This window comes from Bacillus sp. AFS088145 (assembly GCF_002564465.1).
In the GTDB taxonomy this organism is placed as follows: Bacteria; Bacillota; Bacilli; order Bacillales; family Bacillaceae_G; genus Gottfriedia.
In genome coordinates this window covers 105,998-127,149 of sequence record NZ_NUUX01000006.1, presented here as the reverse complement: position 1 = coordinate 127,149, position 21,152 = coordinate 105,998, and the positions used below count along the sequence as shown (strand labels likewise).

25 protein-coding genes and 1 pseudogene are annotated in these 21,152 nt (G+C 32.2%); 9 read left to right on the top strand and 17 right to left on the bottom strand.

Annotated elements, in window-relative coordinates; translation table 11 throughout:
- Window positions 1-71 precede the first annotated feature (71 nt).
- Window positions 72-1,778, top strand: a complete 1,707-nt coding sequence (locus COI44_RS03635) for a hypothetical protein (RefSeq protein WP_098426703.1) — start codon at window positions 72-74, stop codon at window positions 1,776-1,778.
- A gap of 74 nt (window positions 1,779-1,852) precedes the next feature.
- On the opposite strand, the gene COI44_RS03630 is transcribed toward COI44_RS03635, so the two are convergent.
- The 5 genes from COI44_RS03630 to COI44_RS03610 form a co-directional block, all read right to left on the bottom strand.
- On the bottom strand, window positions 1,853-2,422 hold the full coding sequence (locus COI44_RS03630; RefSeq protein WP_098426702.1) for a hypothetical protein: 570 nt from the start codon (window positions 2,420-2,422) through the stop codon (window positions 1,853-1,855).
- 234 nt (window positions 2,423-2,656) lie between these two features.
- A complete protein-coding gene (locus tag COI44_RS03625) occupies window positions 2,657-3,493 on the bottom strand; it encodes an aldo/keto reductase (protein WP_098426701.1) in 837 nt (278 codons plus the stop codon).
- A gap of 326 nt (window positions 3,494-3,819) precedes the next feature.
- Window positions 3,820-4,296: a GNAT family N-acetyltransferase gene (locus COI44_RS03620; RefSeq protein WP_098426700.1), complete on the bottom strand. Its 477-nt coding sequence runs from the start codon at window positions 4,294-4,296 to the stop codon at window positions 3,820-3,822.
- A gap of 57 nt (window positions 4,297-4,353) precedes the next feature.
- Window positions 4,354-4,701: a DUF6054 family protein gene (locus COI44_RS03615; protein WP_098426699.1), complete on the bottom strand. Its 348-nt coding sequence runs from the start codon at window positions 4,699-4,701 to the stop codon at window positions 4,354-4,356.
- 374 nt (window positions 4,702-5,075) lie between these two features.
- Window positions 5,076-5,399 (bottom strand): hypothetical protein, encoded by a 324-nt coding sequence (locus COI44_RS03610; protein ID WP_098426698.1) that lies wholly within the window; start codon window positions 5,397-5,399, stop codon window positions 5,076-5,078.
- Between the two features lie 294 nt (window positions 5,400-5,693).
- Between COI44_RS03610 and COI44_RS03605 the strand changes: the two genes are divergently transcribed.
- Window positions 5,694-6,419, top strand: coding sequence for a YwaF family protein (locus COI44_RS03605; RefSeq protein ID WP_098426697.1), 726 nt, complete (start codon window positions 5,694-5,696; stop codon window positions 6,417-6,419).
- 177 nt (window positions 6,420-6,596) lie between these two features.
- On the opposite strand, the gene COI44_RS03600 is transcribed toward COI44_RS03605, so the two are convergent.
- Both COI44_RS03600 and COI44_RS03595 read right to left on the bottom strand, forming a co-directional pair.
- Complete coding sequence (locus tag COI44_RS03600; RefSeq protein WP_098426696.1) at window positions 6,597-7,175, bottom strand: dihydrofolate reductase family protein; 579 nt, start codon at window positions 7,173-7,175, stop codon at window positions 6,597-6,599.
- A 274-nt stretch (window positions 7,176-7,449) separates the two neighbouring features.
- The gene (locus COI44_RS03595; protein WP_098426695.1) at window positions 7,450-7,887 is read right to left on the bottom strand and encodes a VOC family protein; all 438 of its coding nucleotides are present in this window, start codon (window positions 7,885-7,887) and stop codon (window positions 7,450-7,452) included.
- 588 nt (window positions 7,888-8,475) lie between these two features.
- On the opposite strand from COI44_RS03595, the gene COI44_RS03590 reads away from it, so the two are divergent.
- Window positions 8,476-8,985: a DoxX family protein gene (locus COI44_RS03590; protein WP_098426694.1), complete on the top strand. Its 510-nt coding sequence runs from the start codon at window positions 8,476-8,478 to the stop codon at window positions 8,983-8,985.
- Between the two features lie 239 nt (window positions 8,986-9,224).
- Here COI44_RS03590 and COI44_RS03585 read toward each other — a convergent pair whose 3' ends face one another.
- The 3 genes from COI44_RS03585 to COI44_RS03575 form a co-directional block, all read right to left on the bottom strand.
- Entirely contained in the window at window positions 9,225-9,464 is a 240-nt protein-coding gene (locus COI44_RS03585; RefSeq protein ID WP_098426693.1) for a hypothetical protein, read from the bottom strand.
- 279 nt (window positions 9,465-9,743) lie between these two features.
- Complete coding sequence (locus COI44_RS03580) at window positions 9,744-10,268, bottom strand: hypothetical protein (protein WP_098426692.1); 525 nt, start codon at window positions 10,266-10,268, stop codon at window positions 9,744-9,746.
- A 97-nt stretch (window positions 10,269-10,365) separates the two neighbouring features.
- On the bottom strand, window positions 10,366-10,605 hold the full coding sequence (locus COI44_RS03575; protein ID WP_098426691.1) for a hypothetical protein: 240 nt from the start codon (window positions 10,603-10,605) through the stop codon (window positions 10,366-10,368).
- Between the two features lie 291 nt (window positions 10,606-10,896).
- Here COI44_RS03575 and COI44_RS03570 point away from each other — a divergent pair, with 291 nt between their 5' ends.
- From COI44_RS03570 to COI44_RS03560, 3 genes are all read left to right on the top strand, one after another.
- On the top strand, window positions 10,897-12,081 hold the full coding sequence (locus COI44_RS03570; protein WP_286163738.1) for a COG4705 family protein: 1,185 nt from the start codon (window positions 10,897-10,899) through the stop codon (window positions 12,079-12,081).
- Window positions 12,082-12,232: 151 nt separating this feature from the next.
- A complete protein-coding gene (locus COI44_RS03565; protein WP_098426689.1) occupies window positions 12,233-12,718 on the top strand; it encodes a DUF2975 domain-containing protein in 486 nt (161 codons plus the stop codon).
- 10 nt (window positions 12,719-12,728) lie between these two features.
- Complete coding sequence (locus tag COI44_RS03560; RefSeq protein WP_025568714.1) at window positions 12,729-12,947, top strand: helix-turn-helix domain-containing protein; 219 nt, start codon at window positions 12,729-12,731, stop codon at window positions 12,945-12,947.
- A 127-nt stretch (window positions 12,948-13,074) separates the two neighbouring features.
- Here the strand turns inward: COI44_RS03560 and COI44_RS03555 are convergent.
- The 7 genes and pseudogenes from COI44_RS03555 to COI44_RS03525 form a co-directional block, all read right to left on the bottom strand.
- Window positions 13,075-13,527, bottom strand: a pseudogene (locus tag COI44_RS03555) (GNAT family N-acetyltransferase).
- Between the two features lie 153 nt (window positions 13,528-13,680).
- Entirely contained in the window at window positions 13,681-14,577 is an 897-nt protein-coding gene (locus COI44_RS03550; RefSeq protein ID WP_179887002.1) for a LysR family transcriptional regulator, read from the bottom strand.
- 593 nt (window positions 14,578-15,170) lie between these two features.
- Window positions 15,171-15,356 (bottom strand): hypothetical protein, encoded by a 186-nt coding sequence (locus COI44_RS03540; protein WP_142329217.1) that lies wholly within the window; start codon window positions 15,354-15,356, stop codon window positions 15,171-15,173.
- A gap of 68 nt (window positions 15,357-15,424) precedes the next feature.
- Window positions 15,425-15,592, bottom strand: a complete 168-nt coding sequence (locus tag COI44_RS23850; RefSeq protein ID WP_179887000.1) for an FAD-binding oxidoreductase — start codon at window positions 15,590-15,592, stop codon at window positions 15,425-15,427.
- 15 nt (window positions 15,593-15,607) lie between these two features.
- Window positions 15,608-16,420 carry a DUF6282 family protein gene (locus COI44_RS03535; RefSeq protein WP_179886999.1) on the bottom strand — a complete coding sequence of 271 codons (813 nt, stop codon included), beginning with the start codon at window positions 16,418-16,420 and terminating at the stop codon, window positions 15,608-15,610.
- Complete coding sequence (locus COI44_RS03530; RefSeq protein ID WP_179886998.1) at window positions 16,338-16,904, bottom strand: RHS repeat domain-containing protein; 567 nt, start codon at window positions 16,902-16,904, stop codon at window positions 16,338-16,340. Before COI44_RS03530 ends, COI44_RS03535 begins: the two co-directional genes overlap by 83 nt.
- A 622-nt stretch (window positions 16,905-17,526) precedes the next feature.
- Entirely contained in the window at window positions 17,527-18,333 is an 807-nt protein-coding gene (locus tag COI44_RS03525) for a protein phosphatase 2C domain-containing protein (RefSeq protein ID WP_098426684.1), read from the bottom strand.
- A gap of 270 nt (window positions 18,334-18,603) precedes the next feature.
- Here COI44_RS03525 and COI44_RS03520 point away from each other — a divergent pair, with 270 nt between their 5' ends.
- The 3 genes from COI44_RS03520 (at window position 18,604) to COI44_RS03510 (ending at window position 21,068) form a co-directional block, all read left to right on the top strand.
- Window positions 18,604-19,701: a zinc dependent phospholipase C family protein gene (locus COI44_RS03520; RefSeq protein ID WP_098426683.1), complete on the top strand. Its 1,098-nt coding sequence runs from the start codon at window positions 18,604-18,606 to the stop codon at window positions 19,699-19,701.
- Window positions 19,702-20,026: 325 nt separating this feature from the next.
- The gene (locus tag COI44_RS03515) at window positions 20,027-20,569 is read left to right on the top strand and encodes a DUF1003 domain-containing protein (RefSeq protein ID WP_098426682.1); all 543 of its coding nucleotides are present in this window, start codon (window positions 20,027-20,029) and stop codon (window positions 20,567-20,569) included.
- Window positions 20,570-20,885: 316 nt separating this feature from the next.
- Window positions 20,886-21,068: a hypothetical protein gene (locus tag COI44_RS03510; RefSeq protein ID WP_097978078.1), complete on the top strand. Its 183-nt coding sequence runs from the start codon at window positions 20,886-20,888 to the stop codon at window positions 21,066-21,068.
- Window positions 21,069-21,152 lie beyond the last annotated feature (84 nt).

The window sequence follows — 21,152 nt, the reverse complement described above, 5'->3', positions numbered from 1 at the left end:
TATAACTATTTCCAATAAAATTAAAATATTGTTAGAAATGTAAACTTACAATTAGATATCGGAGGAGTATTGTGTCAAATTATAAATCACAACTGAAACGCATCGTCGAAGGATTAAAACATACAGATCCAACAATTCGACATGATGCAATTTTTGAATTAATCGAACTATCAGAAGTAGATGATCTACAATTTAATTTATTAACTTTGGAATGGTTAGCAAAAGAAGCCGCTTATCCATATCCAACATCATTTAAGGTTTGGGATGAACCTAGCTACCATCTAATCAAATTCATCTCTGATTTTGAAATACCAGAATTAACAGAGGCCTTAATAAAATATTACCCTGAATATAGTAAGGCTGCTAAAGAAGAAGTATTTCGATACATAACCTCTTTTGACGGAGAAGAGCATGAACTAGCAATCTTGGAATTAATCGAACAAGATATTCAAAACAAACAAGTTGTTTTACCATTAGATGTTCTATATGCCAACCCTGGCATCATTATTAAACTATTAGAAAAACATACTGAATTATTTGAAGTGGAAGAATATAAAACTACTTTTTATCGATTGTTGTCATACTGTTTAGATAAAAATTATCTAGACCGTTTCAAAACAAAATACATCGCACCATTGTTATTAGTGGATTATCAAAAGCAAGTAGATGAATTTCTGTCTTATCAAAATGATTATGATATTAAGTTTGTGTATGGCTCATGGAAAGAAACATATTTACAAATCCGTTCAATAATGGCGATTTATCTATCTTTAATGGAGTATTACTTTAATGATGAGATGACACCTTTTATAAAAGAAGCAATGTCATTTACTGACCCGTTTATTCGAACTAACGCAATTATTGCCGCTCTTCAACGTGACGTTGACGTACCTGAAGAACTACTGTTGGACTGTGCAACAAATATAGAATCCACAGAATACTTTTATTGGGAAATACTCAGAATTCGTAAAGAACACTTATTCCCTATTAAAGAGAAAAAACAAGAATACTTTGCTAAAAGTCACTTGTTTCTTCATATCGTACAAGAACATGATTTTGTCCCTGAAACAATCGAGTTAATCAAACAACTTGATATTGAAAACTCATATAATCAACCAATCCGGTATTATTTAGCTTCCGTTTCACATGATGATCAAGTCATGCCAGCATGGGTAGGTGCTTACGCTCTTGAGGAAGACAACGATTCTGTCCATATGTGGGAAGGTACTTATTTAGAAGATGGACAGTTCAATGAGAAATCAATCGAAGAACATGTACAACTATTTATGGACAAAAGAGCGAATGAAAAAGAAGAAGATGCTTCACTTGTACATTATGAAGGTAAGCCAAAAATAAGTAAGTGGTTCTACGCATGGTACCTCCTACTAGCTTTAAGAGGATATCAAGCATTCTCAACAATGGACCCAGTATACATTTCTTTAACAACTTTACTTGCTGCTTTAATCGTTTCATATCATATTTATAAAACCAAACTAGTAAAAAAGAAAATCGAAATCGTCGGCAATGTTGTCCGATATACCGAAAAGGATGCTCACTCTCAGATTTTACTAGAAGACATAAAAAAAATAACAATCCAAAAGTCTAACATGAAAACAAGACTTCTTGATCGACGTTCCCAAGTTGTTGCAATTTACAACAAACAAAACAAAGTAGCATTAGAATTCCCATTAGAATGTGTATCTTACGATGAATTCGCATTTGTTGTAGATGAACTGACAGATCATTTAAAAGAACAACCACATATTCAGCAGCAATGATTTAATAGAAACAGTAAAAAGCTTGTACCTACGATTACAAAGTAATAAATGGTACAAGCTTTTTATTTTAATATTTAATTTACTAGTGCTTCAGTTCTTTCAATTCTCCATTTTCCGTCCTTATATAGATAATAAAAATCTATGCTTCGATTAATATCTTTATTAATAGGTTCAATATCGATTTCTAATCCCCTACCTTCTACTAGGCCACTAACTTCAACATCTGCCCATCCATCCATTTTACTTGTTTGATGAATCCATACTACTTTTCCTTTTGTTTTCATTCTTTCTTCGAATAAAACTAGCGAGCGCTTCGTTAATTCAGTTTTTGTTTCATTTGTAAAATAGATTATATTTTCGATTGGCTCGTAAATATAAAGCGAAACTATTAAAAAGATCCCTAACAACCCGATTGTTCTAAGAACTGCTTGAAAAGAATACCTAACTGTTTTTTTCAAGTATTTTCCCATCAATAAAAAATAAAGAAAATATGGTAAACAGAAAACTAAAATTGGGAGTCCAACATAAAATATTGAAATAAATAACCATCCAGCAACAAATGATAGAGTTTCAGGTATGCCATAGCAAATAGCTATTCCTACAGTTAATAAAAATGGAGCATAGTACAATAATTTAATTTTCATAGTTAACCTCTAAAAGTGATAAATACAGTATTGTTATTAAAATAATTGTACCATTTTGAGTAAAACATTAATTCCTTCAATAGTAGGGTATTTTATGTAGCACTATTCTTCCTTAATAGATAAAAAGAGCCAATTATTTGGCTCTTAGTTTTTCTACTATCACAATTCTGGACTTATTCATTGCCTAAAATAAAACAGGGAAATCTCAAACGAGACTCCCCTAAAATAACTGACTTAAAACCCAACTCTCATCGTATCAGGATGTGAACCTGCTCGACTATCTTGGTTTAAAGCATCTATGTTTTCCATGTCTTCTTGTGTTAATTCAAAGTCAAAAATATTTGCGTTTTCGATGATACGGTTTTCTTTGATTGATTTTGGAATTGTTACTACATCATTTTGTAAGTCCCATCTTAAGATGACTTGTGCTACTGATTTATTATATTTATGAGCAATCTTTGTTAACACTGGTTCCTCTAGAAGCTGACCTTGTTTTAAAGGTGACCATGCTTCCATTTGGATCCCTTCATTTTTACAGAAAGCTAATAGCTCTTTTTGAGTTAAGTGTGGATGAAACTCTACTTGGTTAACCATTGGTTTAATGTCGCAGTCACTCATTAAGTCTTGTAAATGGTGAATTTGAAAGTTACTTACACCAATTGCACGGACACGACCGTCTTTGTATAATTTTTCAAGCGCCTTCCAAGTATCTTTATATTTGTCAACACCAGGCCAGTGAATGAGATAAAGATCTAAATAATCTAGCCCTAATAAATTCAGACTCGTTTCGAAAGCTTGTAAAGTAGTTTCATAGCCTTGGTCTGAATTCCAAACTTTACTCGTTACAAATAATTCTTCTCGAGCAATTCCAGATTCTTTAATGGCCTGACCAACGCCTTCTTCATTTTTATAAATTGCAGCAGTATCGATGCTGATATAACCATTTCGGATTGCGGCTTTTACGGATTCCACAACTTCTTCTCCTTCTGAAACTTTGAAAACGCCTAAGCCTAATCGTGGCATTCTTACTCCATTATGTAATGTTACTGTTTCTTTTAGATTTGTTAGCATCTTAATGACCTCCAATTTTTTATTTTATACTAACTGCAAAGTTTTTTTCGCAGCGCGTACCTTTTCCATATATTGAATTGCATGATCTGTAACTTGATCATAATCCCCTTTTTTACCAGCTGCAATTAAATTGCCTCAACCCCCTACTGCTACACTACCGTTTCAGATCCATTTTTCTCTTATATCTAAATCTAATCCTATTTTAGGTAAAAAAAGGATTGAGTTCTGTTTGTTCAGAATCCAATCCTTGCTACGATTTATGTAAAAAATTCAGGGCGTGATTAATTAACTAAAAATAGAGATACCGGTATTGACATCTCCTTTGCTTAACCTAATCGGAACTCCATTTTTCTATTTTTTATTGCCATTCCAATAGACTCATAAAATTGAATCGCATTTTGGTTACTCTCCGAAACTCCCAATTCAATACTATGAACGTTCAATTCTTTCGCGAAATAAATAACAGATTGCATAAGTTTTCTTCCAATCCCCATTTTCCTACTCGCATCATCAACACATAAACTATTTACAAGTAAGATTTTCCTTGCATTTACAAAAGAGTTTTCAAGTATTTCTTCTTCCTTCAAAACTGCCACGCCTACTATTTCATTACCTTGAGTAGCTACAAGGATATGTTGTTTATCATCTTTTAGTTGGTTATTGAACTCTTCTTCTCCTACTGGAGTTGAGTTCTCTTTGTATAGGTCTGGTCTTTCAAAAACGTGTAAATCGTGAACTTGTCTAAATAAAGGTAATAATGACTCGTAGTCTTCTTGATTGGCATTTCGGATGGAAATCTCCATGCATTTTCACCTCTTTTGTAGTTTTAACTTTGCAGTAATTTTCTCTAACACATAAAATTAATTTTCCTCAATTACTTCCAATATATTAGCTGCCAACTTTAGCCTGATTGGTTTGATAAAACTTTTCCCTGCTCCCCAACCAATATCAAATATCCCTTCCCCATTACCTGAGGAAATGCACTTAACATACGTCACACCACTAAAGTTATCAATCGTAATCGTCAATGTTGCTGTACTGTCATTTCTAAAAAAATATTTTTGAAATACTAGGATTACAATTTCTTTCTCCTCAGCAACTTTATAATCTTGGAAAATCAAACTAGACTTTAATTCTGTGTCTTCTAAAATAATTTGAGATACTTGAACTGGCTTTATGTTTACAGTGAATTCTAAGTAATGTTTCATTTGATCCCTTTTTCTCCTTTAAATAAGATAAACAAAAATACATCTGAATTAATTCACTTTAATTCTATCAATTATTTCTTTTTATTTTCCAAAGCAAATTATCCTATTTAATTGAATTAAATTCCATTTTACTTAATAAAATAGTTGACTAAACAGTCGATCAATACAACTGCGTTAGCCAACCATTCAAAAGAGTACACCTCATTACACTTCAATTAACAATAAGAGCTTCACTAATGCTCATATTTTCCTCCCCAATTCTCTATCGTGTTCTTCATGGTAAGAAACTATTTTTTTCTTATCGTCGAAGAAACTTCCTTTCATGTTTTCAATCTCTCTTGAAGCTGTAAGGTATACCCTAATATCGTATTCGTTTAAAAGACCGTAATAATACCACCTGGTGGGACTGGAATTGATGGACCGTTTACTTCAATTTCTGCATCAACAAACAACGCATGAGGGAAAGTCGCCCCAGCATTATTAAAAGCCAAATCCGGTCCAGAGCCAAATACTCTCCCAGCTATTACTTCCACACTAAGTTGGTTTTTCTTCTCATTGCGGCCTATATCACCCCAAAATGAAAAACGCCATGTTCCGAAAGCTGGAGGAGAAGATGGACCGGTGACAACGATGAGCAGTGTATGGTGAGGGAGAACTTTTACTGTCCAGTTACCAAATGGTGGGTCAATAATATTCAAATAGGGACATCCATAAATAATATGTAAAAAGAGAAAAAACTGCTTGTACACAAATCTATGAAACTACTTTTTTTATAAGAATCTTTTATTTATACTTGCCTAATGCAACATACGGTAAGCAAAATGGAGCCGTTTCGTTCATTAAGACTAATTTACTAATTAAGAGAATATTGAATGTGCTCCTATTAGGCACTGCTTTGGCAAGTGAAATGATAAATCCTGTATAGAACTGGTAGAGTTTGCCCCAAACTAAAATAATTACATAAAAATCAAATCAATTAATGGGGTATTATGTTGGAAAGATTTTTTCAATTTCATTCAAAATTGGGTCCGTTTCGCCTTTTTTCATTAGATCATCCAATAACAATCGGAATTATTTTGATTCTCGGTATTCTTCTATTTATCTTTAGAAAACAGATTCAGGGCTCGGGGAAAAAGCGGCTATTTCGTTTTTCTTTAGCATTTCTCCTATTGGCTACAGAGATTTTTTATCATATATGGCTTGTGTATGAGAATGCTTGGTCGCTTAAAACGGCTTTGCCACTTGAACTTAGTGATATTACTGTCATTCTGGGAATTATTATGCTTCTGACAAATAGCTATAGAGTGTTTCAATTCATGTATTTTGCTGGTTTAGCGAGTTCGATTCAAGCTATTATGACACCTGATCTTGGCCATTATTCTTTTCCGCATTTTCGATATTTCGAGTTTTTTGTTTCTCATGGAGGAGTGGTGCTTGCCTGTTTAATTATGGTGGTGGCCAGCAAATATCGACCGACCTTAACATCAATGTGGGTGACCGTTCTCATTGTTAACCTTTATGCAGCTTGCGTGTTTTACGTTAATAAGTCGTTGAAAGCTAACTTCATGTATCTCATGAAAAAGCCCGAAGATACTTCTCTATTAGATTATCTTGGACCTTGGCCATGGTATCTTCTATCGGCAGAATTGGTGATGATTTTGAGCTTTTACATTTTGTATAGTCCGTTTTGGTTAAAAAGGAAAAAAGTAAGAAGCTAATCGAAGTTCTTTACATTTAATTTTTAGCATTCAAAAAAGCCAATCCCTATTCAAGGAATTGGCTTTTTTGAATGCTTATTATCTCATTTAATTTAATAAAAATTTTTGTGTTTGCGAGAATTATTTTATATAGTTTTTAATATTTTCATTAGTTGCAAAAATTTTCATTGTATATAGTTACGATTTTAAAATATTATACGTAAGGCCAATAGCACCAGAATTAAATGTTTTGTTTTCGACAAGTGAGAGGTTGCGTTTATATTCCGAGGCTTTAAATAAAGGTAGACCACTTCCAATAATAACTGGTGAAATAGTAATTTTAATAACATCAATTAAATCAAGTTCCATAAGAGCATGTGCAAACCTTGGGCTACCTAAAATAACAATATCTTTACCGGGCTGTTTTTTTATGTTTTTAATTTCTTCCTCAATATTTTCTTTTACTAATTTTGTATTATTCCATTCAGCTTTTTCAAGTGTCGTAGAAAATACAACTTTTGATGTCTCTTCAATCCATTTAGCATGTTCAATTTCATATTCTGATGCTTCAGGGTTAGAAGGTACTGATGTCCAATAATTTTCCATCATTTGATATGTTCCTCTTCCCCATAACACAGTGTCTACAGAACTTAAAATTTCTCTAGCATGCTTTTCTAATTCTTCATTATATGATACCCATCCAATATCCATTTCACCCTTTGGTCCTTCTACAAAACCATCTAAAGAAGAGTGTAAAAATAAAATCACATTTCTCATAAAATCCTCCTATGTACTAAGTTATAGTTGTTTTCTTATATTTATGTAAACAAGGGATTACTAACAGTTTTTATTGTTTAGAAGATATTTTTCTTCTTAAATCCATTTATTATATTCTTCACTTGGAAAAAAAACTAATATCTGGTTTTTAATGTAAAATCTTTGATAATTTTCCCATTTCTGAATTAATCAATACTGTCAATTAGACATTAAAAAACACCGACAAAATTGTCGATCATGTTCTTCACTAACGCACCCGATAGTTTTCTAACATTTATTTGATTGTCTCTGCCAACTCTAAAATAATTCCTTCTGGGCCACGAACGTAGCATAACTTATAGCTTTCTTCATATTGCTGTATTTCACTAAAAATTTCAGTGCCCCTCTTTTTCAATTTTGCAATAATAGCTTCAATTTCTTCAACATTAAAGCAAATATGTCGGATACCCAGCGTATTCGCTAAAGGTTGCTGAATTTCTCTTTCATCTGACGGCGTATAAAATTTGACTAGCTCGATCCATACCTGACCATCTGGCATCCCCATTCCTACACAAGCCGTTTTAACATTATTCAGCCCAACTATTCTGTCCAACTGTTCTCCAGCCAATTCCCATTCTGCTTTCACTTCAAGTCCAAGATCAAGAAAAAACGCTTTAGCTTCTGAAAGATCATTTACGTTTATACTTACATGATCTATTCTATTGATCACCATATCTCATACCTCCTGTGTTCCTGTTATATTCAATACGCGTATTAGTGTAAGGTTTGCTTGAAATTACAATTCGCTTAAAATAGAAAATATCCTTCTTAAACGAGTCTGCCATTTAGCTTCATAAAAAAAAACGACTTTTCAGCCGATCGGGTTGTTCAACTAAAGCATTGCGTTAGTTTAAGTACAATGCTTCACAATTCTATTTATGCATGATGAATGATGCTTCTTCATATTGAGAATCAATATATCCTTTAATGGTCTCATACCGGTTATAGTTCATCTATGCAGTTGCATAACATACAAAAATGTTGATGTAGTAAATGAGGTCATTTGTAGTAAAATGTGTGATATTAAATAAAATCACTTATATATAAATATTTTTATCATTTGCTAGACTGTGCTAAAGTTCTTTTGTAAAAGTTTTTTTTATCCACTTCTTATATAATTAGTGTAGTTGTTAATATTTTTACTTTTTAAAAGATTTTTGTAACAGAAAATTAATATTAATGATATTGAATATCATTATCAATTACTTTATTATATCCCTTGGTAATAGAAATCATTATGTTAATTCCTAGGGGGGAAGTTATGTTTATCGATATTTTAAGGCAAAACAAAAATGTCTCTATACTATTGGCCGTGTTACGTGTATATCTTGGATACACGTGGGTTATGGCTGGTTGGGGGAAAGTAGCAAACGGAAAATTTGATGCATCTGGTTTTTTACAGGGTGCACTAGCAAATGCGACTGGGGAACACCCTGCTGTCCAAGGATGGTGGGTTGCATTGTTGAAAAACTTGATTATTCCTAATATAGAAGTATTCAATGTTTTAGTTACTTTTGGAGAATTACTGGTCGGGATTGGTTTGTTGATTGGTTGTTTCACAAAAACAGCGGTCTTTTTCGGTCTGATGATGAATTTTTCTTATATGTTTAGCGGCACGACAAGTACAAATCCGCAAATGGTTTTACTATCCATGTTCATCTTATTATCTGCAATTAATGCAGGTCGATACGGGGTAGATGGTATGGTTATGCCAACCATTAAAGATAAACTATTAGGACAGAAAACAAAAAAAGTAATAGATGTTGCTTAAGCTTTAATACATATTCCTCTGAAGATCGCTCATTGATTTATGAGTGATCTTTTTTGACATTACAAGAAAACTATCAACAGCATTCCGAATAGATTTTACTTTTAAAGAAATTAGGTATCAGAGGAAAGGCAATTAGAGCAAATGAAGAGAATACAATCAGAATGAAGATCATGCAATAGTAATAAAAACATAGAATTTTAACTCGCTTATTGAACTAACGCATTGGTTAGTTTAACATGTTATTTTATAAAATTATTAATTTCTTTTATGGATTTTAAAATTAATATAGGATCCCAATCTCCATCTCCATGCATCGCTGTATAAATTGGATAATTATCATGGTCTACATCAACAAATACCGGATCTCCACACATTTCTTCATATCCAATTACTATCCATTTTTCTTTCCAATCTCCAATTCCATCTCCACATAATGAAGCGCCATTTTCATTTATGATATACCCTATATAATTCAACATTTTTTAATTTTTTGTAATTACAGTTTTTCTTTATAATAAACTTTAGAATTAATTCTTTTATTATAAAAACACACCCTTCATAAATGCTAATCCAAGTAAAATTGTAACATAAAATTCTATATTTTAAACTTTATGGTTACCTAATCCTTATTCAACTATTCTGCCAGTTAGATCTATAAGAAAATCAATAATCTACTATAACAAAGCCATATAAAAATAGAGCCACAAATGTGACTCATAATCTTCAACAAAATAATAATTTGTTAATCCGTAATGTAATTATTTTAATTTATTGTATAAATTTTTTTTCATTAACTCATTTGAAATGACTAAAGCCTCACTTTTACTATTCGCTGGACCTGTAACCATCCATCCGTCTTTACCTGACCAACCTTTCCCATTATGATCTTCTCTAAGTTCCTCGATCGTCACTTTGTTAAAGTCTTTGTTAGCAAAGATAATACCATAGCTTTCGATTTTTGGCTGTCCATTTTTAAAGTAATCATATACTATTGTCCCCATGCCATATTGATCAAATGCTATTTCTAATTTACGATTTTTATTTGGATTAGGATAATTAGCACCTTCTACATTGATTAGCCCTACAAACTTTCTTTTTCCTAATAAGGATTGATGAAGTTTACCCTTTATTTTTATCGTCACAGAATTTATTTGATCATGACCTGTACCTAATTGATATTCAACACCCTTTATTGACTTATTTACAGTTTTTGGAATGTAATAATAAACACCAATAGCAACTAAAAAGACTAGAAATATACTAGAAACAATGATCTTTTTCAAGAAAATCACCTATATTCGTTAACCTTCAAGTATTCGATTCGTACCTTTTAAAAAATGAATCTAAATAACAATTAGTGATTAAAACAAATATTGTTAATTAATTTTTAGAAACAGGTTTCTCTTCCCCTGTTTCTTTACTTTCATTAATATTAAATGAATCAATAAATGAAATAAAATTTTTATAAAAATTAGGAAATAATTGATATAGCACACCTACACTAAATAAACCCCATCCCAGAACCCTAAAAAAATGAGGATCAGTAAAAGTATAAAAATATGTCATATAGACAAATAAAAGACCAACTAAAATATACAAAGCACACACAAGATTCCTCAAATTCATTCCACCTTTTTCGGTATCTCTTATAACTCAATACAGATTTATTTGAAAGCAATTCATTAATACATTCGATATGCATTAATTTATTCCTTTTTATTCCAAAACAAGTTTGCACAAAAAAAATGGTCTGCCGAAACACACCTAATTGCAAATAAACCACAATCAATAATCTAAAGAATTTATCAATCTTTAAAAATAAATTGTACAATTCTCCTGTTTTTCATTTTCCTTTCATTATTATGTGTGATTATACAAATGTACTTTAATTCAATAGAAAGGAATTCAATTATGGAGACAAAACAAAAGACAATAAATACTCTGCTTAACAAGGTACCAGAAGTTACAATCTATTTCTGGATTATTAAAATTCTATGTACAACTGTTGGTGAAACATTTGCTGATTTCTTGAATTTTAACGTTGGTTTAGGTTTAGGACTTACAACTGTCCTTATGGGTGTAGCATTCTTTATCTCTTTATTTTTTCAATTCAAGGCAAAGAAATATGTTCCAAGTCTTTATTGGATCACTGTTGTATTAATAAGTGTATTCGGAACATTGGTAACTGATAATTTGACTGACGCTATTGGCGTACCTCTTGAAACAAGTACGATTGTATTCTCAGCGCTGCTAGCATTAACGTTTCTTTTTTGGTTTCTTAGTGAAAAAACACTTTCGATCCATTCAATTTTCACAAGAAAAAGAGAAACATTTTATTGGTTAGCGATTCTTTTTACATTTGCTTTAGGTACTGCAGTTGGGGATTTATATTCTGAACAACTTGGACTAGGGTATTTTAAAACTGGTGTAACAGTTATTGTGATCATACTTTGTGTATTCCTAGCATGGAAGTTTTTAAAACTTGATGGAATGTTAGGGTTCTGGATTGCGTACATTCTTACACGTCCACTTGGGGCATCACTAGGAGATTACTTATCACAACCGAAAGTGAATGGTGGTTTAGGTTTAGGAACAACAAGTACAAGTATTATTTTTCTGGTTGCAATTTTAGCAATCATCGTTTTCCTTGCTGTTACAAAAATTGATATTTCATTATATATTGAAAGAATAGATGAAAATAGAAGTAAGAATAATATAATGACACAAACTATTTTAGCATTGTGTATTTTCTTAGCAGTTGGTATTGGCGGTTATATTAAATTATCATCAAATGTAGCATCTACTGAAACAACATTATCTGGTCAATTAACAGAATTTAAAACAATAGAAAATAAAATGTTGTCAGATGTGAACTCAAAGAACTTCAGTTTAGCTAAAAAAGATGCTGACAGTTTGGAACACAATTGGGATACTTCAGAGGCTAAACTTAGAAAAATAGATAGTACTACATGGACTAAAATTGATGGTACGATTGACGTTGTATTAGCAGCAGCTCGTACATCAACTCCAGATGCGAATAAATGTACATCGGCAATTAACCAATCTCTTAAAGTAATAAACGCTGCAAATAAGTAAAATACGTTTAACATAAAGAAAAAGCATTTCTTTGTATGAGAAATGCTTTTTCTTTTTGTCAATAATGTAATAAAAAACAACATAATTTTATTGTAAAACGATAAATAATATGTTAAATTCATATTGTCATTAAATAAGTGAGGTACGTAATATGAATGTTAAAAGAGGTTCAACTACTTTCTTAAAGGCAATTATTTTTCTCGCTGGAATTGCAGTGCTTGCTTTATGTATATTTTTGGTACCAAATTTTGCGAATTTCTCTTCAAATTTGTATCCAAATATTGCCGCAATAAAATATCTTGTTTTCATCGTGATGTATGGAGCTACCGTGCCTTTTTATTTTGCTCTTTATCAGGCTTTCAATCTTTTAAGGTACATTGACGACAACACTGCATTCTCGGAATTATCTGTAAAGGCATTAAAGAAGATAAAGTACTGTGCGATTGCAATCAGTGGTATATATGTAATAGCTACGCCGCTCTTTCGTTTTATAGCGAAGAAAGTTGACCCTCCTATTGGATTTTTGGGACTGATCATTATATTTGCTTCGTTGGTTATCGCCGTTTTTGCAGCTATCCTCCAACAGCTTCTACAAGAAGCGATTAACATAAAATCAGAAAATGATTTAACGGTCTGAGGTGGATGGTATGGCAATAATTATTAATATTGATGTGATGTTAGCAAAACGAAAAATGAGCGTAACGGAGCTTTCAGAAAAAGTTGGAATTACGATGGCGAATCTTTCCATTCTGAAAAACGGTAAAGCAAAAGCGGTTCGTTTTTCAACATTAGAAGCGATCTGTAAGACATTGGATTGTCAGCCAGGTGATATTTTGGAGTACAAAATCGACGAAGACACTCAATAAAAACAGACAACATTTAGAATTTAAGAGATAGCTTAATTGCTATCCCTTCTTTACATTTATTGATGAAATTTACTTTGATATTAGTGACAAAAAAATTACTCTTTTGAATCCTTTGGAACATTCATAGCTACTTTATATCTAATACTACTGCCATTTCCTTACCAAATCGATCGCCATGATCAATAAATCCTAAACTTGAATATAAATTATGTTCTCCTAAGTTTTCAGGGTGATATCCTACAACAATTCTTTTGGCATTTGGTAGTTTAATCATTTCATCGATCATTAACTGAGTTGCAATTTTACCAAGTCCTTTTTATTGAAAATTCTTATCTACCATTATTCTATATATCCAATAGCCATCTAGCTCTTCTTCAGTAGTATTAAACATTAAAAAACCAACTGCTTTACCTTCAAAATGAATAGCATATGGCTTTAGTGAAGATTCAAATTTCGATTGAGCAATCGAGATTGCATTCGGTTCGATGTGACTCTTTTGATCTTCAGATACCTCTAATAGACAGCATTCATACCAATTTTCTGCATTTAGTTCCACAAGTTCTACGTTTCTGTTCTGCATAGTTTCCCCTTTGTTACAATTTTTTGAGCTGATTTGCCCTAATTATAATTTTAACAATTTTTCCCAATATTGAATTAGGATTTCTCCTAATTCAACTATTCTATTAGTACATAGTAGACTAAAAAGGATTCTTAAACAAAAAATAACCTCTCATCATTGAGTGGCTATTTCTTTAACGATTTCGATAAATTTTTTACTTATATTAGAAAGCTTTTTGTTTTTTGGATAGATTACCCATAAATCCTTCACAACGTATTCATTATTTTCTTTGTAGGGAATAGATCTTAAGTTTCCACTTAGAATGTACGGGTGAAATTTAGCGCCTGACTCATGAGAATAGACAAATACATTATGTTCTCTAACAGCCTCTGTAAGAATATTCATACTGTTTGTCGTTACTCTTATTTTATTTTTATTTTCTTTAATTAATTTAGAATAATAATAATCAGAATAGATTGAATAGCACGCTGTATCCATTTCTAATACATCAGCTTTTGTTACGTAGTCAAGATGATAGAGTGGGGAGTTCTTTCCTACAATAACGTGAACACGATCAGTTCGAATTAATTCATAGTTAATATTTTTTTCACTCTTTAGTAACTCTAAATCTTGAGGGAAAAAGCAAAAATCATATTCAGTATGTTTAATTGTTTCCATTATTAACGGTGGATCTTTTTCCTCGATATCAATCGTTACATTCGGATGTTCTTCTTTAATTCTGTTCATCGCTTGTAGAAGTACAGCTGCAAAAGTAGGTGCAGCTACTATTTTCAAATGTATCTTTTTATTATTTTTATAATCATACAGCTCTTCATTTAACTTACTGATAATTTCTAAGACTTCACTAGCTCTATTTATTAAAATCTTTCCTTCTTCTGTTGGAAACGTTCCTTTTCTTGAACGGTTAAAAATACTTATTCCCATTTCATGCTCTAATTGGGAGATCGATTGACTTAGTCCTGAACTTGTAATATGTAATTTTTCTGCAGCCTTAATGATCGATTTCTCGCTTGCAACTTTCACTATGTATTCCATTTGCTCGAAATTCATAAATTCTCCTCGAATAAGAGTATACACACTTATATTTTCTTTCAATTGAAGTTGTATACATTCTAGCATGAAAAAGTAGTACAATTCAAAAACGATACATTTGGCTGCGTCTAAAGTAGGGATAATTTAGACTACTAAAACGTGAAGTCCTTATTGAACAATCCTGTCATAAACTGAAACAGAGAATGATCGACTAATGATCATACTCTATTTGTTGTTAAACTATTGTATTTGTTAGTTTCATAAGAATATTACTATTCCAAGTCCATTATTAATTTTTTCTTTTTACGATACCATGAAAAGGCTGTAGCACGAAGAGCGTTATCTATTGCAATTGAAATTCACACAGCTGGAAGACCAAACCCAAGTTTCCAAGCAAAAATATAAACACCCAATTTTCTTACTCCCTATGCCAATCATGGTCAGAAACATAGGAAATTTACTGTTACCACCTGCTTGTACCACAGCAGTGTCAACAGTCACAGGAGCTAAAAATGGTTGGGATACTGTATCGATTAATAAAATAATTACTAATAAGTGAAGCACTGTTTGATTATGTGTAAATAATTTCCCAATCAAAGGGCTTGCAACTGCTAGAAAACAAATGTCATCGAAACAGCTGACTGAATACAACTCCATTTTCGATATTCCTGAACATCTGATTGATTTTTTTCTCCAATTGCACGAAAGAAAGCAGATTGTGCAGAAAATAAGGCGATGAACGACGTTAGTCCGAGAACAACTTTAAAATAAATCAATGCTGCCTCTTTCAAGTTCACGTTTGCACCTGCCTAGTTTAACAATGTGTTTGCAAAAGCAAAGGAGAAAACAGAAAAAAATAAACCAATCAGAACAGAAACAAAAAGCCCATGGCATTTTCAGGTTGAATCGCTAACTCAGGTAAATACTCACCAAATGAAGCATTATAACTATAAGAATATAACTCTGCCAGGTCGGTCAGTATCCGATCAGACGGGATAAATTGTTCAATCTCTTTTACAATCATTTCATCCAATTCGATTCTCCCTTTCTAAATCCCTAACAGCTTTTTAGGATTGTAATTTACCATCGTCAAGATTTCCTCTTCAGTGATTCCATGTCTCAACATATCTTCAATAAAATTACTTAATGCTTTAATTGGCGGATTATTATGTTGCTGTCCATAATCCGTTACCATTACACATGACTCTGCTCCTAATTGTTTAATACTCTCAGCCATTTCTTGCGTACTAATATCATTAAAATCTTCACTACTTGCTAAATAGCATTTTTCAAGAATACAACCTTTTTTAACCAGCTGTTTTTCGTATTCAAAAGGAACTCTCGCAATTCCTAAATCTGTATGTTGAATTAAAATTTTATCTACCTTTCTTTCCTTAGCTGCATCGACTAATGCAAGAACCTCTTCCACTTCCAAATGTCCCGTAGCTAAAATAACATTCGCTTCCGCTACTAACTCTAAAATCTCATAAACCTCTGGATAGATATTTCGATTCTCATCCCAAATCTCAATGCCAGCCGTTGGATGAGTCAACGCCCGTTTACTATTGAAGAAATTCGTTTTTTTCTTTCCAAAGAATCGTCGATGCTGCTCCGCTGAAAAAGTAGGCATCCAAATAACTTTAGCTCCTAAACGAACCGCCGCATCTACCGCTGTAGGAGACAAACCTCCAGTAAAATAGTTACACACTAAACCACCGTACACATGTAATCCAGGTTCCTTTTCACGAATTAGAGTTGCGCGATCTGCAGTTTGAACCTCATGAGCTTTTAAAACTACACCTGCCATTCCAGCTTTCAGCATATAAGTATCGGTTAAAGGAGATTGGATTGTTATCTTCACCTTCATATTCATCTGCAACAATGTATCTACCGATCTTTGAATCATAATCTCGCCAACCCATAAAATAAAGATTCGTATCGTTGTCATATTGAACACCAAATTTCCCAACATATCGATATGGATTTGCATTTGCAATTTCTAAACCGATTTCAGTAGGTGCATCAATTTTTTCAAGATTCCCCCACTCATCATAAGTATAGCGTACAATAACTTCTTGTAGCTCATCTGTAATGGCAACTATGTCTCCTCTTTGATTGTAAACATAGTCATATCTTTGTCCTTTGTATTCAAAGTTTAATAATTGACCAGATGCATCTCGATAGAAGTTTAACAAATTATCAATTGAAGAGGATTGTCCTATTTGTTCTGAGATACTTACTAAATCACCGTTTGAATCATAGTAATAATATTCAGTACGTTCACCATCAGAGTTAGTAACTTTTTTAGATGTTCTATTATCTTCACTATCATAAGTGAATTCCACTTTATCAACAACGGTTCCACCTTTTTTAGTAATAATACTTAATAGTAGATTAATAGAACCATAGTTATACTCTAGCGTGGATTTCTCAATTTGTAATTAAACGTTTCATCCGTTAGAAGCAACTTCAGTTTTAGTAAAAGAAACAGACTGCTCGAATAATAGAGTAGTCTGGTATTATGTAGTCAATTTTTGAGATCTGTATTACAAATATGATCCAGTTTAAAATACTAAAAAAGAAAACCTTTGTTAAACTTACTTCTAACTAAGGTTTTCTTTATTCTTAATACTTTTTTCATCTTTAAATTTCCAAACATAATAAATGACCCATGCAATAATAATGGGTAGATACAAGAAATACCTATATTGATTATCTAATATAAAAAACAACCAAACACAATTAAAAATGTCGGAAACATTACTATTACGTACTTTTTAATATCCATTAGATATCACTCCTCGTCAACTAAATGACAATTATCAATTTTTATTCAATCCCTCATAACCATTTCGAATTCGTACAAACATCTATCACCTGTATACTAACATGAGTTTAATAACTATTGCTTTTATAATTGTTACAATATTTATCACAAAAAAAAGATACCCAATATGGCATCTAAAATTAAAACCGAACAAGTATTCCAGTCTTATCATCAGAATGAATCTTACTTTTCAACTCTTCCCTTTCTAATCGCATTGAATATTCTCCCAATCCTATTTCTTTAATTACTTTAAAAGAATGGATCAAATCAAATTTCGGATGAAATAAACCATCACTGATTAGTAAAATTGACTTTAAATTTTTAGTAACAATAGATCCCAATTGAATGTAGTTTCCGACGACTTCGGTTCCATTTGCAACCGAATAACCATCGACTGTATTAGCCATGCTTCGATTATAAATAAGTTGATTTTTAATAGACTGGTAGTTTGATTCATCTGGTAACATCAGCCCTTGTTTCCGTTCCTTTTCTCGTCTCATTTTTGCCCTACTACTAATATCCTTTACTGTATCTTTAGTTAAGGTCTTTATTTGACCATTATGGTATTCTGCTAAAATCATACAATCCCCAAGTTGAGCAAATGATACCTTTTGCTTATCAATTTTTATAATGGCAACGCATGTTGACCATAGTTCCTCTGGGCGGTTTATGTCTATGTTATTTAACTTCATTTCATCCATTAGTCTTCTATTTGCTAGAATAATTCCTTCTGATAGAGACATTTCAGCTCTAAAATGATTTTTAAAATACTTTCTAAATAAATTTGAAGCAATATATGCACCATTCATGCCATCTGCATTCTTAAATGGCGTAATTGGTGTTGCTCCATCAAAGACCCCATATACATTTATTTCGTTGTTTACTACCATTGCATCCTCGGACACTTTTTTTGATAGAGATACTCTAGCACTAGTACTAATATCCATATTTTTTCACCCCCGAAAAGATTCACGAATGAATTTGCAGGTCTTTAAATTAATATGGAACACAAAAAGGATTATGTACTTTTTCTATTTTAATTCTTAAAAATTTGGCACTGTTAAAAAACTGTGTAGAAGTAAGTACTTCCATGATCGGTAAAAAGTTTCCAAAATTTAACAAATTTTCACACAACAGAAACATCTCGTTAACAAAAACTGATTATACTTAAACATTGTTGCTTATAAGACAACAAAATAAAAAAAAGAAGGTGTATCATGAAAAAACGTATTCAATCAAAAAAGCTATTAACATTAGTTGCTGGAAGTGCCCTTGCAATCACTTCATTATTTAGCAATGATCAGAAAGCATTCGCATGGTCTGACGAAGATGTTCACAATCAAGATCATAGTACGCATCATTTTATCGTAAATGGCAGTGTCAAACTTATAGCAGATAATACGAATCCTGCAATAAACAAGCCTACAACATTGCTTAATCAGTTTCGCGATCGTTGGGAACAGGGCTTATACGATGCAGATCATATTAACCCTTTTTATGATACGGGTACATTTATGTCTCACTTCTATGATCCAGACACACAAACCAATTATACGGGAGCTTCTTATCCAACAGCTCGTCAATCAGGAGCTAAGTATTTTAACCTAGCATCGGATTACTATAAAAAAGGCGATTTTTATAATGCATTCTACTACTTAGGAGTTTCTTTACACTATTTTACAGATGAAACACAGCCTCTACATGCTTCAAATATTTCCAATCTAGATCATAACGCACCAGGGTATCATTCGAAGTTTGAAACTTATGCCGAAAGTATTCAAAGTCAAATGATTTTGCCAGATTCAGGTTTATATAATTGGAACTCTTCGACTGATCCTGAAGCATGGATTCATCAAGCTGCGGTACAAGCAAAATCTGTTTTACCTAAAGTTTGGAATGATACGATCATTAATTATTTCTGGCAAGCAGCTTACAGTAATTATTATTCTGCCATGTGGAAGAACGAAGTAAAAAATCCGACTCTTGTTCAGTTAAATCAAGCAGAACGAGAGACTGCTGGATTCATAGATATGTTTTTTCGCGTAAACGGTGTAGAAATGCCTGTGACGGTATATAAGGAAAATGCTTTTGGCGGTGCATCAGAAATATTAGGATCTGGTAATTATGATTACGATCAGCTTGTAAAAGGCATTGGCAATGATACTATTTCTTCTATTCATATTGCACCGGGCTATCAAGTCACTTTATTTTCCGATGCAAATTATAAAGGAGCGTCGATTGTTCTTACAAATGATGTTAATGATTTAGGCAACTTTAATCATCAAGTATCAAGCTTAAAAATCGTGAAGATCTGAGTAATTTCTAAGTAATCGCAGATGCGGATTTTATAATGGAATAGGAAATATACATAAGTTTATATATAGGAAGATAAAAAATTATTTAAAAATAGTATAGTCCTATCGGATAAGTCGTCATATAATAGTAAAGGTATTATTTATACGAAAAAAGTGAGGTGGAACATTTTTATGGGTAGTCCCAGTATAGGTGAGTCGGATAATTTACCGACGACATCAGAGGAAGTCATACAATTGAATATCCGAGGAGGATTACATCATAAAAATGTAATCCAACTTTTATAAGCTTTTGAAGGCTTCCTCTAGAAAAGAGGAGGTTGGACACATGGTACACAACATTTGGAAGCAAATTTACGTTAAAAAACAAGTCGAGAAACCAAAAAAAATTCAAGGGTTTGATATTGATTTAAACCATGAAAACTTATCACGAATTGACCGATTAGTGGATCGTTATGAGTCAGAAATTCTGCAACATTTAAATAGTGATTACACCCAACGAACAAAATTGTCTGAAAGAATCGCTGATAAAATTGCGCAATTTGGTGGTAGTTGGAAATTTATTATTTGGTTTAGTTGTACACTTGCTATCTGGATGATTTGGAATAGCTTATCATTCACAAAAGCTTTTCATTTTGACTCTGCGCCTTTTATCTTGTTGAACTTATGTCTATCTTTTATTGCGGCATTTCAAGCACCGGTCATTATGATGAGTCAAAACCGTCAAGCAGCACGCGATAAACATGAATCTGTTATCGATTTCGCAATTAATTATAAAGCCGAACAAGAGATTGGTGACATGCAAAGTCGTCTAACCAATATAGAAAGTCAATTAGCAGAGATTAGAGATTTACTTAAGCAGAGAAATTAAAGATATAAATGAATATTGAATCCCTTTATAGGAGGCAGAAGAAATAATTGTCTCTTATAAGGGGATTTTTTAATGGGAAAATTGGTTCCAGTACAAACTCTATATAGCACAATCCGTACCTATATTCACATTTGATTATCAATTAAAGTTCTAAATTAGATGCTCGCCTATTCTTGCCTACCAATGAGTTGATTGATTTATCTATTTTTTTGTAAATTTTGTGTAATCTTGCTTCTTTCACAATGAAATTTGATTTATTTTTCCATATTAGTGATATACTTAAATTATTAAATCCCTATTATAGGAGGAATGAAAAATGAACGAACAAGATTTAAAAGCATATCGTGCAAATGTCATTTCATCACTAGAGGAAGAAATCGCTCACTACCAAAACTTAATCAAACTAACAAGACATAGCAGACTGAAAGAAAGCCATACATATAATCTTAAATTCATGCAAGAATTATTGGACGCTGAAAAAGCTGATCAAAATAGTTAATAATTAAGAGGTGCCTTCTAAGTGGAAGGTGCTTTTTTTTATCCATAGGGCACTAGTATTGGCACATTAAGAGGCACCTCCCAA

Excerpts from the sequence above, each read along its gene's own strand:
- COI44_RS03560 (WP_025568714.1), top strand. The coding sequence starts at position 12,729 with ATGGCAATAATTATTAATATTGATGTGATGTTAGCAAAACGAAAAATG.
- COI44_RS03515 (WP_098426682.1), top strand. The coding sequence starts at position 20,027 with ATGGTACACAACATTTGGAAGCAAATTTACGTTAAAAAACAAGTCGAG.
- COI44_RS03570 (WP_286163738.1), top strand. The coding sequence starts at position 10,897 with ATGGAGACAAAACAAAAGACAATAAATACTCTGCTTAACAAGGTACCA.
- COI44_RS03565 (WP_098426689.1), top strand. The coding sequence starts at position 12,233 with ATGAATGTTAAAAGAGGTTCAACTACTTTCTTAAAGGCAATTATTTTT.
- COI44_RS03630 (WP_098426702.1), bottom strand. The coding sequence starts at position 2,422 with ATGAAAATTAAATTATTGTACTATGCTCCATTTTTATTAACTGTAGGA.
- COI44_RS03625 (WP_098426701.1), bottom strand. The coding sequence starts at position 3,493 with ATGCTAACAAATCTAAAAGAAACAGTAACATTACATAATGGAGTAAGA.
- COI44_RS03585 (WP_098426693.1), bottom strand. The coding sequence starts at position 9,464 with ATGTTGAATTATATAGGGTATATCATAAATGAAAATGGCGCTTCATTA.
- COI44_RS03620 (WP_098426700.1), bottom strand. The coding sequence starts at position 4,296 with ATGGAGATTTCCATCCGAAATGCCAATCAAGAAGACTACGAGTCATTA.
- COI44_RS03550 (WP_179887002.1), bottom strand. The coding sequence starts at position 14,577 with ATGAATTTCGAGCAAATGGAATACATAGTGAAAGTTGCAAGCGAGAAA.
- COI44_RS03595 (WP_098426695.1), bottom strand. The coding sequence starts at position 7,887 with ATGGTGATCAATAGAATAGATCATGTAAGTATAAACGTAAATGATCTT.
- COI44_RS03600 (WP_098426696.1), bottom strand. The coding sequence starts at position 7,175 with ATGAGAAATGTGATTTTATTTTTACACTCTTCTTTAGATGGTTTTGTA.
- COI44_RS03615 (WP_098426699.1), bottom strand. The coding sequence starts at position 4,701 with ATGAAACATTACTTAGAATTCACTGTAAACATAAAGCCAGTTCAAGTA.
- COI44_RS03520 (WP_098426683.1), top strand. The coding sequence starts at position 18,604 with ATGAAAAAACGTATTCAATCAAAAAAGCTATTAACATTAGTTGCTGGA.
- COI44_RS03590 (WP_098426694.1), top strand. The coding sequence starts at position 8,476 with ATGTTTATCGATATTTTAAGGCAAAACAAAAATGTCTCTATACTATTG.
- COI44_RS03510 (WP_097978078.1), top strand. The coding sequence starts at position 20,886 with ATGAACGAACAAGATTTAAAAGCATATCGTGCAAATGTCATTTCATCA.
- COI44_RS03525 (WP_098426684.1), bottom strand. The coding sequence starts at position 18,333 with ATGGATATTAGTACTAGTGCTAGAGTATCTCTATCAAAAAAAGTGTCC.